The sequence below is a fragment of the Pseudoflavitalea sp. G-6-1-2 genome (assembly GCF_012927185.1).
Classification (GTDB): Bacteria; Bacteroidota; Bacteroidia; order Chitinophagales; family Chitinophagaceae; genus Pseudobacter.
On record NZ_JABBGB010000001.1, the window covers coordinates 180,640 to 196,048 of the forward strand.

Here is a 15,409-nt window from a genome sequence, read left to right on the forward strand (position 1 = left end):
CAATGTCTACACTCAGGGTTCCTGTAAGCGGCGAAGACCATACTACCGGTACTGCACAAGCTAAGTTTGTATTGGTGGAGTACGGCGATTATCAATGTCCGCACTGCGGACTCGCTTTTCCCTTCGTTAAGAAACTGCTGAAAAAACATACCACCGATCTGCAATTCGTGTTCAGGAATTTTCCTTTGCAGGAATCGCATCCGCTGGCCATGATGGCGGCTATGGCCGCAGAAGCCGCTGACCGGCAGGATAAATTCTGGGAAATGCACGATATGATTTTCAAGAATCAAAAACACCTTAGCCCCGATGCCATTCTCGGCTTTGCCAGCAAACTGAAACTGAATCAAAACCAGTTCGGAAAAGACCTCAGAGACCAGGCGCTGCTCAGTAAGGTGGAAGCCGATTTCGAAGGGGGATTGCGCAGCGGTGTAAACGGCACTCCCACTTTCTTCCTCAACGGAGAACAGGTAACCAGTTACAACGAAACTTACAAATCGCTCGAAGCTTTGCTGAAAGAAAAATAGCTCATCGGTTCTAACGATAATGAAACAATTGGTTATCCACGCAACCTCATGCTGGTACAATTTATGATGCCGTACCAGCATGAAACCTATCCACAAAAACATACTGATACCTGTATCGAGAGAGCTTGCTTTCGATCTCTTCATCAACCGGCTTACCAATTGGTGGCCAAAAGAATATACCTGGTCGCAGGACAAACTCGAAGAGATCTGCATCGAACCTGCTGTCGACGGACTCTGCACGGAGATCGGTCCGTTTGGTTTTCGTTGCGATTGGGGAAGAATTACCTCATTGAAGAAAAACGATACCATCGGCATCAAATGGCAGATCAGCCCGCAACGCGTGCCTGTGCCCGATCCTGATCAGGGCAGCGATATCACCATTCATTTTACCGATGCTGAAAATGCCACCAATGTAGATCTGGTGCATTCAAATTTTGAAGCGCATGGCGACGGATATGAAGCATACGCCGAAGCGATGGACAGCTACAAAGGCTGGAGTTATATTCTCGATTGTTTTAAGAAGTTCGCGGCTTTGCAACCGGTTTGATTTCGATCCAGGTGGGGGCATGGTCGCTGGTTTTCTCCCATCCGCGCACGTGGCTGTCAACACCGGCAGCAATGAGTTTTTTATCGAAATGACTGCTCAACAGCAGATGATCGATGCGAAGACCTGCATTGCGTGCATAGGCCTGACGGAAGTAATCCCAGAAAGTATAGATCTTTTCGTTGGGATGCATTTTGCGTAAAGCGTCTGTCCAGCCGAGTGCTACGAGCTTCGCATACGCTTCGCGTGTTTCGGGAAAGAACAATGCATCCTTCACCCAGCTCTCAGGTTTATACACATCCATTTCAGTGGGTATCGCATTGTAATCGCCGAGCAGTATCACCGGAATATCTTCTGCCAGCAGTTTCTTCGCATGCGCGTGCAGGCGTTTGAACCAGGCGAGTTTGTAATCGAATTTAGGCCCGGGTGCAGGGTTGCCATTGGGAAGATAGAGATTGCCGATCCGGATGCCGGCCACATCTGCCTCGATATAACGGCTATGCATATCCTCGGAGTCGCCGGGCAGCGCTCTTCTGATCTCTGCAGGCTTGCCAACTTTACTGAGGATCGCAACACCATTCCAGCTTTTCTGTCCGTGCCAGATGGCTTCATATCCGGCGTCATTGATGGCCTGGAGGGGGAATTTCTCTTCAGGAGCTTTGAGCTCCTGCAAACAGGCGATGTCTGGTGCAGATTCTTTCAGCCATTGCAGCAGTACGGGCAATCTTCCGTTTACGCCATTCACGTTGTAAGTAGCAATTTTCATATGCACCGTATTAAGTGAATCAGTTTCCATTGCGTTGCAAAATCAAAGCCAGTAAAGCCTTCCGGCCGATTGATCCGGAGAAATCATTCTGCGTCTTCTTCGTCTCCCATAAATCCTTCGAGATCCCGGCGCTGTTTTTTGGTAGGTCGGCCCACTTTGCTGAGGCGTTTGCCCGTGTGGAAGCTGCTTGCCTCGAACTTCATGCGTTCCAGTTCTTCAGGCGGCGTGAGGTCTTCGTAGTATTTGACAGCCTCTGTATGTGCAAGGCGGTTATGAAGTAGCCCGGTGACCTTCACAGTCCATCTCCGGGCTACTGTTTTAACTTCGTAGGTTTCTCCGATGTTCACAGATTTGGAAGGCTTCACATTCATGTCGTTGCACTTCACCTTTCCACTGTCGCAGGCTTCTGTTGCCAGCGATCTCGTCTTGAACAACCGGATTGACCATAAATATTTATCGATCCGTAATTTTTCTTTCTCTGCCATAAGGCAAATTTACGAAGGAATTACTCCGCAAAGAACTTATGGAAATAAGGGATGGTTTCGATGCCCTTGTAGAAATTAGCCAGATCGAACTTCTCATTGGGAGAGTGCAGGTTATCGCTGTCGAGACCAAAGCCCATGAATACGATCTTCACGCCCAGTTCTCTTTCGAGGATGGCGCAGATAGGAATGCTTCCGCCACCACGAACGGGTACGGGTTTCTTTCCGAAAGTAGATTCGTATGCTTTGCTTGCCGCCTGGAATCCTTTTGAGTTGATCGGCGTCATGTAAGGCTCGCCACCATGGTGGTTTTCAGCGTTCACAGTCACAGATGCGGGAGCGATCTTTCTGAAATAGTTCAGCAGAATTTCCGTGATCTTCTCTGAGCTCTGATTGGGAACCAAACGTGCAGAGATCTTCGCATATGCTTTTGAAGGCAATACGGTTTTGGCTCCTTCGCCGGTGTATCCACCCCAGATACCGTTCACTTCGAGTGTTGGACGGATACCGGTGCGCTCGTTGGTAGAGAATCCTTTCTCGCCCCAGAGTTCGGTGATGCCGAGGTCGGCTTTGTATTCCGCTTCGTTATAAGGAGCTTCTGCAAGCATCTTTCTTTCTTCGTCGGGCACGTTGAGTACATCATCATAAAAACCGGGGATGGTGATATGATTGTTCTCATCGTGACAGCTGGCGATCATCTTTGTGAGGATGGTGATGGGGTTGGCTACTGCTCCACCATACACACCACTGTGAAGGTCGCGGTTGGGGCCTGTAACTTCCACCTGAATGTAAGCGAGACCGCGCATGCCGATGTCCATAGATGGTGTATCCAGAGAGATCATGGCGCTGTCGCTGATCAGGATCACATCGCATTTCAGCAGGTCTTTATGATCTGCTACAAACTTGCCAAGATTGGGAGATCCCACTTCTTCTTCCCCTTCGATCAGGAATTTGATATTGGTGGTGAGTGTACCGGTCTGCACCATGGTTTCCAGTGCTTTCACGTGCATGTACACTTGTCCTTTATCATCAGCAGATCCGCGTGCGTAGAGTTTGCCTTCTTTTACAACCGGCTCGAAAGGCCCGCTGTGCCAGAGGTTCAGCGGATCGGGTGGCTGTACATCGTAGTGGCCATATACCAGAACGGTTGGTTTGGAAGGATCGATGAGCTTCTCACCGTACACCACCGGATGGCCGGCAGTTTCCATTACTTCCGCTTTGTCTGCACCCGCTTCGATGAGGCGTTGCTTTACCGCTTCTGCGCATTTGCGCATATCTTCTTTATTGGCGCTGTTGGCACTGATTGATGGTATGCGCAACAGTTCTGTCAGTTCACTGAGGAAACGATCTTTATTCTTTTCCTGATAATCTTTCCAAGCTTGCATAATGGCAATTTTTAAAGTTAAGTAGCAGCCAGATTGGGTGGCGAATGTAAGAACTTTTCAATTACAATCGGACCTCGATGCTGGTTGGCTTTCCGTCGAAAATGATGGTGGCCGCAGTGAACGGGCCATCGGCCAGCATTACCGGTTTAGCGGCAACAACCTTCACAGCAGTGCCATTCGCCTTCACCTCTTTCACCGAATTGCCGGGAATCAGCAGGGTGAACGTGCGCTGGTATTTGCGTTTGTAAGCCGCCACATTATTGGTTTTGATATCGATTACGATCATCGAGCCGCGCGTAGTTCCCGTGAAAGTTACCAGCTCGTAATTGGCACGTTCGAGTGCGCGGGGTTCGGCACCATCATCGTCGTACCAGGTGTAGGAAGATGGGTTGGCCGAAGGATAATACACCACACTGATATTCTTCGAATCGTATTGCCCGGTTGAGCGTATCACAGAATCAGTCTGCCAGAGCGGAACAAAACTGCCGGCTTTTGCATAGAGCGGCAGGTAGCTCAGGTCTGCAGGCTGATCGATCCACTGCTTTCCATCGAGCAGTTTATTGTCGGAGAAACGATACCATTGCCCTTCGGGAAGATATACTTTGCGGCTGGTGGCGGATTGCGTCATTACAGGAGCAACCAGCAGCTGATCGCCCCACATATACTGATCGGTGGCATTGAATGCTTCTGCATCATTAAATCCGTAGTAGTACAATGGCCGCATCAACGGTTTACCCATCACTGCCTGATCGAAACTGAGGCTATAATTGTAAGGCAACAGTTCATAACGGAGACGGATATACTTTTTTACGATCGATTGTGTTTTTTCATCCCAGAAAACTGGTTCCGAAGGAATGCTTTTCAGTGTTGGATCTGCTGCCTCCGGCGCTGTTCCGTGAGGACGGAAAACCGGTGTGAATGCTGCGAACTGCAGCCATCTGGTGTACAGTTCGAAGTCGGCTTCATCGGCAACGGCAAATCCGCCTGCATCGGAATGAATGTACGGCAATCCGCTCAGGCTCATGCCCATGAGAATGGGCCATTGTGCCTTCAGTCCGCTCCAGCTGCGGGCTACATCGCCTGTCCATGGGAACACGCTGTAACGCTGACTGCCTGCAAATCCTGCACGGTTGAGGTGGAAGAGTCGCTGATCGCTGTACTCATTGCTGTATTTTTCAGCCAGCATGGCACTCCATTGATGGCCGTAAATATTGTGCACTTCGTCTGCTTTTACCGGCCGTGCGATGCCCTGATCTTTCAGGTTGTGAATAATTTCGTTTGGATGTTTTTCGGGTTCGCCGAGATCGCTCCACCATCCACTAACGCCATTGGACACCTGCTTTTTGTAAAGCTTCCACATAAAGTCTTTGGCGGGCTTGCGGAAGATATCGATGAGTCCGCCTTCACCGAAAAAGAAATTATTGTATGTGTATGGTTGTCCGGTTGCATTGGTGGCGAGGAATGGAGCAGCTTCTGCATAATTGGTGGTACCCTTCAGAAAGAATGGCTCCGCAATCAGTATCGGTTTGATGTTCTGCTGACGGAACTGCGTGAGCATGAGCTTTGGATTGGGCCAGCTGGAACTGCTTACCCAGTCGAAGTTTCCCATGGTTCCTTTCACATGATCGCCGAACCAGAAGAGGTCGAAGATCAATCCGTCTACCGGATATTTCGCAGCCTGCATTTTGCTCACTACATCTTTCACCTGTGTTTCATTTCTGTATCCGAATCTCGATACAAAATTGCCCATGGCCCAACGTGGCGGAAGTGGTTGTCTTCCGGTGAGGGCAGAATAATTGAGCAGCATTTCGTCGAGGTTCTTTCCGAACACAACGTAGAAGTTCAGTTCGCCACTGCTGAAGCCCGCTTCCAGCGTGGATTTATCAGTAAGTCCAATATCAGCATATCCTTTGGATGGATTATCGAAAAAGAGTGCATAACCGTTTGATGAAAGCAGAACAGGAACAGAGAAGTTCAGGTTCTCTGCACCCAGTCCATATCCATACACGGGTGTATTGTAGAACAACAGGCGGTAGCCACGGCGATCCATCGGAATGGCACGCTCACCGCCTCCCATCCATTTCTCACCATCGGATAGCTGGAAACGGAATCCCCTGTTGTCGTTTTCCGAAAAGTACCGCACGGATTTTACTTTGATCTCCCTGCCTTGTTTGAAGTAGATATTCTCCCGCTGGATCACTATGCTCAGTCCGTTTTCAAAGTCGATGGCCTGTGACGGGCCGTTCGTGACCTTCGTCTGGGAAGGCTGCGGAGAGGTGATCACAGCGTTGGACATCAGTTCGTTCCGGTTGTAATCGGCCGGTTTGTACACAGCTCTGATCACCTGGTTTCCATAGGGATAGAAATTCCATTGACCTTCTTTCGCCTTGTACAGCACATCGGTTACCTTGCCATTGAACGGATCTTTTCCTACAGTATTCACCACTACCTGCTGTGCAGCGAGTGGAGAAAATACTACGGCCAATATGCCTGAAATCAGTATTTTACGAATGCGCATAAACGTTATAATTAAGCTTCCGGAATTTGGTAATGCAACTTACAGATTCGGGGGGAGATAATTAAATAATTGGCCCTTCAGGATTATAACAGTACTTATATTTTTAGCTATATTGCGTACATCATCAGACCATGAACAGCCATCAGATAAAAGCCCAGTTGGTGAATATTGCAGAAGAGAGGATCTATCCTGCTGAGATTCACATTGCAGGAGGAAAGATCATTGCGATTCAGGAACTGGCTCCCGGTTCCCTCACAGATGGCGCGCCATTCATACTTCCCGGCTTCATAGACAGTCATGTACATATTGAAAGTTCCATGCTTGTACCATCCGAGTTTGCAAGGCTGGCAGTTGTGCATGGTACAGTTTCTACTGTGAGCGATCCGCATGAGATTGCCAATGTCTGCGGCATGCAGGGAGTTGAATACATGATCAATAATGGCAATACGGTACCCTTCAAATTCAATTTCGGCGCTCCCAGCTGTGTGCCGGCCACCAGCTTCGAATCGGCAGGTGCTGTACTCGATGCCAAAGACGTTGAAGCACTGCTGAAACGCGACGATATAAAATATTTAAGTGAGATGATGAACTTTCCGGGTGTGCTGTTCAAAGACCCGGAAGTGATGGAGAAGATTGCAGCCGCACATCGGTTCGGCAAACCCGTGGATGGCCATGCACCTGGCCTCCGGGGAGCGGAAATCCGACAATACATCGATGCCGGCATCAGTACCGACCATGAATGTTTCACCCGCGAAGAAGCGGAAGAGAAACTGAAACTCGGCATGAAAGTGCTGATCAGAGAAGGAAGCGCTGCGCGAAACTTCGAAGCACTGATAGATCTTATGAACGATTATCCCGATCTGATGATGTTCTGCAGCGACGACAAACATCCGGATAGTCTCGTGGAAGGTCATATCGATCAGCTCTGCGCACGTGCCATCGCGAAAGGTATCGGCCTGTTCAAAGTGTTGAAAGCCGCCTGCGTAAATCCCGTGCAGCATTATAAGCTGGATGTGGGTTTGCTCCGCGAAGGCGATCCCGCAGATTTCATCCTCGCAGAGAATCTTATCAACTTCAAAGTGCTCAGCACTTACATCAATGGGCAGCTGGTAGCCGATAATGGGAAGTCGCTCATCGACAGAGTACCGGTAAAACCCATCAATCATTTCCACGCCGAACCCAAAAGGATCTCCTATTTTCAGAAACCATACAGGGGCGAAGCCACCATTCCCGTGATCGAAGCCCTCGATGGACAGCTGATCACCAACCGCCTCGATCTCGAACCGGCTGTGCGCGATGGTTTGCTGGTAGCCGACCAGGATCGCGACCTGCTGAAAATAGTAGTGGTGAACCGGTACGACCACGAAAAACCGGCAGCCATCGGATTTATCAGAAATTTCGGATTGAAGAACGGCGCTATCGGAAGCTCGGTGGCGCACGACAGTCATAATATAGTAGCAGTAGGAACAGACGACGAAGCCATCTGCACGGGGGTGAATGCTGTGATAGCCACCCAGGGCGGAATCAGCTGTGTAGTGCGTTTCAAAGACAGCAGCTTTCACCACAACACCCTTGAAACCCATCTCCTTCCGCTGGGAGTGGCCGGCCTCATGAGCGCCGACGACGGATACACTGTAGCCGTAAAATATACAGCGATGGACCATCTTGCCAAATCACTCGGCACCCAACTTTCCGCACCTTATATGACCCTCAGTTTTATGGCCCTGCTGGTAATCCCACATCTCAAACTAAGTGATCTGGGTATTTTTGATGGAGACCAGTTTCGGTTAATATGATAAAGGGAATCACTTATTTACACAAATAACTTTCATTATAAGTGATTCTTTTTGCTATCTTTAGATATTAGAAACCCATTCGGGTCTTCATTTGTTTCACTGTCCTCTGGAAGATTAGATAACTACCGTAATCCCTGATCAGGAACCTATGTTTTTGTGAACCCCCAACCTAAACATTTATAGATCGTAGTATGCCTTTACACAATCAGCCAGCAAGCGAACAGTGGATGTCGTCTCGTACAACCCTGCCAGAATCTCCCATTCTTACCGTTGCCAAAGTTTTTTCTCCAATCAGTACAGAAGCTCAGGCATATGTAAATCAGAAGAGTTTTTCTCACAGGATCCGCAAAAACGAAATGCTCACCTCTGCGGGAGAAGTCTGCACACACTTCTATCTCGTAAGAAAAGGCATTCTTCGTGGATACGTAAAGGATGGAATCAAAGACATCACTACCTGGATCACTGGAGAAGGTGAATTTGTTTCGGCCATTGCCAGCTTTCAGCTGCAGCAGGCATCTTCGGAGAATGTGCAGGCTATCGAAGACTGTGAGCTCACCGGCCTTCATTACAACGACCTGCAGTATCTCTACGAAAACTTTCCCGAAGCCAATGTTATCGGAAGAAAGATCCTCGAAAATTATTACCGCGATGCCGAAGAGCGCGCATTCATTGCCCGCCTCACAGAAGCAACTTCCAAATACAAACATTTTATTGCCACCAAGAGCCATTTGCTGAACCGCGTTCCGCTGAAATTCATCGCTTCGTACCTGGGCATGACCCTCGAAACGCTGAGCAGAATTCGCAGCAAGCTCTCACAGGCCAAAGCCTGAGCTTTTTCACCGAAGAATTACCGGGTTTTACCGGAACCTGCAATACAATAACAGCCTTGCTCTTGCCTGCAATTGCTTCCAATGCTAGATTTGTTGAAAATTAAAGCAAATGGACAGCTACCAGCAGGATGCGAACACCAGCAAGGGAAATAAACCCCGCAAAAGCCATACGAACAAGTGGGCGGGGTTTGCTCTGTTACTGGTAGGCGCAGTTCTTTTGACAAGGTCTTTCGGACTGGATCTTCCCGAATGGATCATCTCCTGGCCGATGGCCATCATTGCGGCGGGCATCATCGTAGGAGCCACTACCAAATTCAGAGACTACACCTGGCTGATGATGATCGGCGCAGGAGTATTCTTCCTCATCGTTCGTGAATTTCCAGAAATAAGAATCCAGCGGTACATTCTTCCCATCATATTCATTGGGGTTGGCATAATGATACTCTACGGTTCGAGAGAAAGCTGGTTCAGCCTCAGACGCGGCAACCGGGACGAAAACGGTACACCCGATGAAGGCGGACATACAGAAGACCAGTCCATAGACATGACCTCAGCCTTCGGCGGCATCAAAAAAGTTATCTACAACAAATCATTCAAAGGAGGAGAGATACTCACCATATTCGGCGGCGGTGAAGTGAATCTCCTTAACGCAGACTTCGAAGGCACCATCATTCTCGAAGTAACCGTAATGTTCGGCGGCATCAAACTGATTGTGCCCGCTCACTGGGAAGTAAGCACCACGGAGGCTGTAGCCATCTTCGGCGGCATCGACGACAAACGCTCTTACAACACCCCCACAGATCCCAATAAAAAGCTGATCGTTCGCGGCACCATCCTTTTCGGAGGACTGGATGTGAAAAACTATTAACCAAATTATTTCCCGTTCAAATTTTATCGTATGAACTGGTACCTGGCAAAAATCGTTTACAGAATTCATTGCGGCAACGACGGTGAAGCATGCTCGCAGTTCGATGAGCAACTCCGTTTGATCGCAGCAGAGAATGAAACCACCGCCTTCGAAAAAGCAGCAGCCATCGGAGAGCAGGAGCAGGAGATCTTTTTGAATAAAGATGAAAAGCTGGTGCAATGGGAGTTCATCAATGTGAGCGAACTGTATCAACTCAGTGCACTCATCGATGGAGCCGAGCTCTATTCACGCATTCAGGAATCGGACAATCCCGAACTGTTCACAGAACTGGTGCATCGCAAAGCTGCCCATATCAAAAACAATATCACCCATAAAATTCTGCAATTGTTCTAAACGCTTATGGCTGCATCACCACTAACGCCCAAAGAGAATAAACTCGTCTTCATAGGATTCTGGCTCCTGTGGAGCATTTTGCATATGTACATAATGCAGGGCTGGGGGTTCAGCTGGGGAATTTCCATCACAGATGCACTGATCACCAGCGTTAACATGGCGGCAGTATGCACATTGGTGAGCATCAATCTTCGTTGGTACCGGCCACGCAAAGGCATCATCCCCTATCTTTTTCTCATGTGCTGCGCACTGAGTGGACTGGCGATGGCGTCTGTTCATTACAGCCTGAAGAACATATTCAGCAGTAATGCAGATTACCTGAATTTTCTTGCAGCTTCAAAGGGTGTAAGATTCAGCGTAGGACTGTTGCTGATCGAATGCGCCGCTCTTGTGAGCGAGCTCTGGTACACCATGGAAGAACAGAAAGAACAGGAAAAAAGAAAAGCAGATGCAGAGAAGCTTGCCAGAGAAGCAGAATTGTATCAGCTGCGTCAGCAATTGCAGCCGCACTTTCTTTTCAATAGCCTCAACTCCATCAGTGCACTCGTGAGCATGCACCCAGCGGAGGCGAGAAAAATGATTCAGCAGCTTTCAGATTTCTTACGCGGTACACTCCGTAAAGACGAACAGCAATGGATCAGCCTCACAGATGAGCTGCAACACCTGCAACTCTATCTCGAAATCGAAAAAGTGCGGTTCGGTCATCGTTTGCAGGCACATATAGAACAGGAAGAAACAACAGCCAAAATGCAGATTCCGCATATGCTGCTTCAACCCATTGTGGAGAATGCCATCAAATTCGGACTGTACGATACCACCGAGCAGGTGGAGATACTTGTTAGCGTGAAGCTGGTGAACGGATTGCTGGAGATCACTGTTCAGAACCCTTACGACCCCGCCACTTCTTCGCCACAGGCAGGAACCGGTTTCGGATTGCACTCCGCCAAACGCAGGCTCTACCTGCTTTTCGGCCGTCAAGACCTGCTCATTACACATGCAGACAAAACCAACTTTACCACTACCATCAAAATACCACAGGTATGATCAAAGCGATATTGATAGACGACGAACCATTAGCAAGAATGATCATTAAAGAATACCTGCAGGCCTATCCTGCCATCACTATCGTGCAGGAATGCAATGATGGTTTTGAAGGAGTGAAAGCCATTCAGCAGCATCAGCCCGAACTGGTGTTTCTCGATGTGCAGATGCCCAAGATCAATGGTTTTGAAATGCTCGAACTGATAGACAATCCTCCTGCCATCATATTCACCACTGCATTCGACGAGTATGCGCTCAAAGCATTCGAGAATCATGCAGTGGATTACCTGCTGAAACCATTCAGTCAGGAAAGATTCGACAAAGCCCTGCGAAAATGGCTCGATCAGCAACAGGCATTACCCGTTCCGGCGGCTGAACAAACTCAATCTTTGTTGCAGTCAGTTTCTGCCAGCTCGCCGCAAAACCAGCGCATAGTGGTGAAAACCGGCAGCAAGATCCGCATCATTCCCATCCCTGAAGTACTCTATCTGGAGGCCGACGACGACTATGTGAAAGTGCATACGGCCGACGGTGTATTCCTCAAAAACAAAACCATGGCGCATTTCGAGCAGACGCTCGACAACCGCCAGTTTGTGAGAACCCATCGCTCATTCATTGTAAATGTGCAGATTATCACCCGCCTCGATGCCTACGAAAAGGAAAGCTACCTGGCAGTTCTCAATACCGGAGCGCCCCAACCGGTGAGTGTGCCGGTAAGTAAGACCGGCTATGCAAGGCTCAAAACTGTATTGGGAATCTGAGTATTATTTTTTTCACAGGTTGATACCATCTGTTTCAAAAACCAGATTTTTCGATTATTTTCATCAGATCATTTCTGAACATTAGTATTAGTTACGTAGACCCAACCATCCGGTTCCAGCCCAAAAAGGAAATCCAAGATCATTTGAAGATCCTGATTGTTCCAGACCATTACCTTATCCGGCATTGCATCGGCAAATGCATGCAATGTTCGCTCGCATCCTAACACTTCAACCATTTCGCATGAAATCGGATAAGGCATTTATTGCAGCACTGCACAAAAAGCAGCCGGAGGCGGTAAGAGAACTGTTCAATCAGTTGTACAGGCCTATGATCTATTTTGCTGATAAGCTGATCAACAATATGCATGAATCGGAAGATATTGTTGCCACAGCTTTCTTCAAACTCACTGGCCGCATAGAGCAGTTTCAATCGCTGCGCGATATCAAAGCATTCCTCTACATTACGGTTCGCAACGAATGCCTCGATCATCTGAGAAGACTTGCGCGTCACGAAAAAAGCCACGAACAATTACAGTACCTCATGGATTATACCGATGCACAGGCAGACGACGAAATGCTGCGTGCACGCATATTGCAGGAGGTATACAACGAAATAGAACAACTGCCCTCCCAATGCAAAAAGATCTTCAAACTGATCTTCTCCAAGGGAATGACCACCAGGCAGATCGCTGAAGAGCTGGAGCTTTCACCACAAACAGTACTCAATCAGAAAGCAAAAGCACTGAACCTGCTGCGTGGTGTACTGGCAAAGAAGAACCTCATGCCACTGGCCACCTTTTTTCAGCTGTTTTGTCTAATTTCGATGGAGTTTTTCTGCTGAAAACGCCTTCATTTCCACTTAGTAAATCCTTTATTCAACGCAGCCTGCAGGTATTAACGCAACTGTTGTTGCATGTTCGGACTCAATGTTGCCCGAACCATGTTTTCCAACGAATTGAAACCAATGACAAACGAACGCATAGAAGAACTCATTTCAAAATTCATGGCCGGAGATATTTCCGTCCGTGAAAAAACTGAACTGGAAGAATGGCTTTCTTCCGAAGAAAGGCCGCACCTGTTTCAGTTTGTGGAAAGAGAAGAATGGGTGCGTAAAGGAATTGCCGCGCTCGACAGAGTGGATGTGGACGCCGGCTACGAAAAATTCTTACATAAATATCATCAACCTGAAGAGGAAACAACCGAAGAAGCAGAACCCGAAACACCTGTACGCCGCATAGCCTGGACGAAAATAGCCGGTGCCGCAGCAGCCGTTCTGGTGCTGGCTTTGGGCAGTTGGTTTTTCTTCTTCAGATCCGCTCCCCCACAGGATGCAATTGTTGAAGACGATATACGCACACGTTATAAAAACGATGTATCACCAGGTGGCAATGTTGCTACACTCGAACTCGCCGACGGAAGCACCATTCAACTCGACAAGAGTGCACACGGATTACTCGCCGATGAAGGCGATGCCACTATCGAGAAAACTGCAGCCGACCGTCTCGAATACAACAGTTCCAAAACTGCGAAGAATGGAAAAGCAGGTTTCAATACCATCACTACACCCTCAGGTGGTCAGTACCATGTAGTATTGCCCGACGGATCGCGCGTATGGCTGAATGCGGCTTCATCACTTCGTTTTCCCCTGTCCTTCACCGGTAGTGAGCGCCGGGTAACGGTTACCGGCGAAGCATTTTTCGAGGTGGAGGAAATGAAAAAGCAGGGACAGAAAGTGCCGTTCATCGTCAGCATCAATAAACAATCGGGCCCTTCGGGCGAAGTGCAGGTACTTGGCACCCGTTTCAATATCAATGCCTACAATGATGAGCCCAGCATCCAAACCACACTGCTTCGCGGAAGCGTGCGTGTTGTGCCGGCCAACAGGCAGCAAATGGCCAAAGTGATCAAACCCGGTCAGCAAGCCGATTTCAAAGCAAACGGCCCAATGGCAGTCTCTGCAGTTGACAGTAATTCTGTCGTTGCCTGGAGAGATGGAAAATTCAGCTATAAAAAAGAATCCATCCACGTGATCATGCGGCAGCTTGCCCGCTGGTACAACGTGAAAGTTATATTCAAAGACGATCTGGATGCAGTATTTGCATCCAGCTTTCCACGCAGCACACCGATCTCGGAAATTCTGGAAAGTCTTGAGCAAACAGGTATCATTCGCTTTACCATTGAAGGTAAAACGGTAACAGTTATGCGCTGATAAACATCTTTACTTCCCTCTGAAATACCGGGGAGGAAATCCGAAATACTTTTTGAACACTACAGAGAAATTTGCCATGTTCTTGTATCCGGTGAGCCTTGCAATCTGTTCAACGGGAATATGGGTTTCGTGCAGCAATGCGCCTGCGCGTTCCATTCTTGCTTCGAGCAGATACTCGAAAATGCCGGCTCCATAGATCTTCAGAAACCCACGTTTGAGCTTGTGGGCAGTGAGTCCACGGCGTTTTGCCAGTTGCTCTACAGAATAAGAGCGATCGAGTTGTTTCAGCAAAAATGCTTTGAGGTCGTAAATGGTTTCCACTTCTGCTTCGCTGAGCTTAACGGCAGCAGGCGCTTTGTAATTGACGGTACGATGAAGCGCCATCAGCAGCAACTCATTCACCTTTGCATCGAGGTAAAGGTGACGGAGCGGACCTGTATACGTGTTGTTGAGAATGTCTTTGATGATCGCCATCATCGCGGGAGTAGCTACCAGCGGCGCAGAACCTGCGAGTGCGGCGCCATTGTTTCCTGCTCTGTCGAGCAGCGCTGCGGCCAACGGAAAATGGGCAGCCATGGGCGCCAGGAACTCCGGTTTGATGCAAAGCTCAAAACTGGAATACAGCCGGTCTTTGTCGAAACGCAGCTTTGTTTGTCCCTTGGGTGAATAATAAATGGCGAAGGAGCTTTCGTGCATCCACCAGTCGCCCAGGCCTTTTGCCTGATAATGGAAACTGTTGCGGATCATGAAAGGAATACGAATAACCGGAAGTTCGTCTGTAATGGTAATGGTATCCTTGTGCGCCAGCTGGAAAGTGTTGTACCAGATGGAGTATCCATTGCCGGCGATCTCCTGCAGAAGGCATTGCCCCTCAGGTCCGGAGGCCACCAAACATCTGGCATCTGGCAGTTTGTATTCCCAAAGCATTGTAGGCATGCACGATGACAAAGACACCGTACCGGTGATTTCGGATAGTAGGCTTAATGGCATGGTAAGGTTCTTAAAAGGTTTGAATCAGTGTAAAAACTGCTGTATCAAATTTCGAATAATGGTTTGGAAAACCGTTATTTTATCGGGAGTTTTTCCCAACGGTGTCCCGAAATCGTAAGGGTTTCTTTGTATTTTGATTTACATGCTTTGAATTATTTTATAATTTAAACTACCTTCAGATTAGATTCTTTACTCCCGATTTGTGAATTTTCAATACCCGTTGAACGTGGAAGAAGACGCTTTCAACGAGGATGGTCAACTCCCTCTGAAAATTATCGCACCGCTCTAATCCCGTAAAACGC

15 protein-coding genes are annotated in these 15,409 nt (G+C 48.4%); 10 read left to right on the forward strand and 5 right to left on the reverse strand.

The annotated features are described in order from the left end of the window. Positions 1 to 2 precede the first annotated feature (2 nt). A complete protein-coding gene (locus HHL16_RS00665; RefSeq protein ID WP_169423216.1) occupies positions 3 to 524 on the forward strand; it encodes a DsbA family protein in 522 nt (173 codons plus the stop codon). Between the two features lie 79 nt (positions 525 to 603). Beyond that, on the forward strand, positions 604 to 1,071 hold the full coding sequence (locus HHL16_RS00670; RefSeq protein ID WP_169423217.1) for an SRPBCC family protein: 468 nt from the start codon (positions 604 to 606) through the stop codon (positions 1,069 to 1,071). Here the strand turns inward: HHL16_RS00670 and xth are convergent. The 4 genes from xth to HHL16_RS00690 all read right to left on the reverse strand — a co-directional run bounded on the left by xth (position 1,040) and on the right by HHL16_RS00690 (position 6,219). After that, positions 1,040 to 1,834 carry an exodeoxyribonuclease III gene (xth, locus tag HHL16_RS00675; protein WP_169423218.1) on the reverse strand — a complete coding sequence of 265 codons (795 nt, stop codon included), beginning with the start codon at positions 1,832 to 1,834 and terminating at the stop codon, positions 1,040 to 1,042. The two genes, HHL16_RS00670 and xth, sit on opposite strands and share 32 nt — an antisense overlap. A gap of 83 nt (positions 1,835 to 1,917) precedes the next feature. Then, positions 1,918 to 2,319 carry an RNA-binding S4 domain-containing protein gene (locus tag HHL16_RS00680; RefSeq protein ID WP_169423219.1) on the reverse strand — a complete coding sequence of 134 codons (402 nt, stop codon included), beginning with the start codon at positions 2,317 to 2,319 and terminating at the stop codon, positions 1,918 to 1,920. Between the two features lie 20 nt (positions 2,320 to 2,339). Beyond that, the gene (locus tag HHL16_RS00685) at positions 2,340 to 3,701 is read right to left on the reverse strand and encodes a dipeptidase (protein ID WP_169423220.1); all 1,362 of its coding nucleotides are present in this window, start codon (positions 3,699 to 3,701) and stop codon (positions 2,340 to 2,342) included. A 61-nt stretch (positions 3,702 to 3,762) separates the two neighbouring features. Further along, positions 3,763 to 6,219, reverse strand: coding sequence for a TIM-barrel domain-containing protein (locus HHL16_RS00690; protein WP_169423221.1), 2,457 nt, complete (start codon positions 6,217 to 6,219; stop codon positions 3,763 to 3,765). Positions 6,220 to 6,350: 131 nt separating this feature from the next. On the opposite strand from HHL16_RS00690, the gene ade reads away from it, so the two are divergent. The 8 genes from ade (at position 6,351) to HHL16_RS00730 (ending at position 14,117) form a co-directional block, all read left to right on the forward strand. Next, positions 6,351 to 8,015, forward strand: a complete 1,665-nt coding sequence (ade, locus tag HHL16_RS00695; protein WP_169423222.1) for an adenine deaminase — start codon at positions 6,351 to 6,353, stop codon at positions 8,013 to 8,015. A 191-nt stretch (positions 8,016 to 8,206) separates the two neighbouring features. After that, a complete protein-coding gene (locus HHL16_RS00700) occupies positions 8,207 to 8,845 on the forward strand; it encodes a Crp/Fnr family transcriptional regulator (RefSeq protein WP_169423223.1) in 639 nt (212 codons plus the stop codon). A gap of 109 nt (positions 8,846 to 8,954) precedes the next feature. Then, on the forward strand, positions 8,955 to 9,713 hold the full coding sequence (locus HHL16_RS00705; RefSeq protein WP_169423224.1) for a hypothetical protein: 759 nt from the start codon (positions 8,955 to 8,957) through the stop codon (positions 9,711 to 9,713). Positions 9,714 to 9,743: 30 nt separating this feature from the next. Further along, a complete protein-coding gene (locus HHL16_RS00710; RefSeq protein ID WP_169423225.1) occupies positions 9,744 to 10,106 on the forward strand; it encodes a DUF4288 domain-containing protein in 363 nt (120 codons plus the stop codon). A 6-nt stretch (positions 10,107 to 10,112) separates the two neighbouring features. Beyond that, positions 10,113 to 11,150 carry a histidine kinase gene (locus tag HHL16_RS00715; protein WP_169423226.1) on the forward strand — a complete coding sequence of 346 codons (1,038 nt, stop codon included), beginning with the start codon at positions 10,113 to 10,115 and terminating at the stop codon, positions 11,148 to 11,150. Continuing rightward, positions 11,147 to 11,908 carry a response regulator gene (locus tag HHL16_RS00720; RefSeq protein ID WP_169423227.1) on the forward strand — a complete coding sequence of 254 codons (762 nt, stop codon included), beginning with the start codon at positions 11,147 to 11,149 and terminating at the stop codon, positions 11,906 to 11,908. The genes HHL16_RS00715 and HHL16_RS00720 overlap by 4 nt, the downstream gene beginning before the upstream one ends. A gap of 241 nt (positions 11,909 to 12,149) precedes the next feature. Continuing rightward, positions 12,150 to 12,749 carry a sigma-70 family RNA polymerase sigma factor gene (locus HHL16_RS00725; protein ID WP_169423228.1) on the forward strand — a complete coding sequence of 200 codons (600 nt, stop codon included), beginning with the start codon at positions 12,150 to 12,152 and terminating at the stop codon, positions 12,747 to 12,749. A 72-nt stretch (positions 12,750 to 12,821) separates the two neighbouring features. Next, entirely contained in the window at positions 12,822 to 14,117 is a 1,296-nt protein-coding gene (locus tag HHL16_RS00730) for a FecR family protein (protein WP_169423229.1), read from the forward strand. Between the two features lie 9 nt (positions 14,118 to 14,126). On the opposite strand, the gene HHL16_RS00735 is transcribed toward HHL16_RS00730, so the two are convergent. Beyond that, positions 14,127 to 15,053, reverse strand: a complete 927-nt coding sequence (locus tag HHL16_RS00735) for an AraC family transcriptional regulator (protein WP_169423230.1) — start codon at positions 15,051 to 15,053, stop codon at positions 14,127 to 14,129. Positions 15,054 to 15,409: the final 356 nt, after the last annotated feature.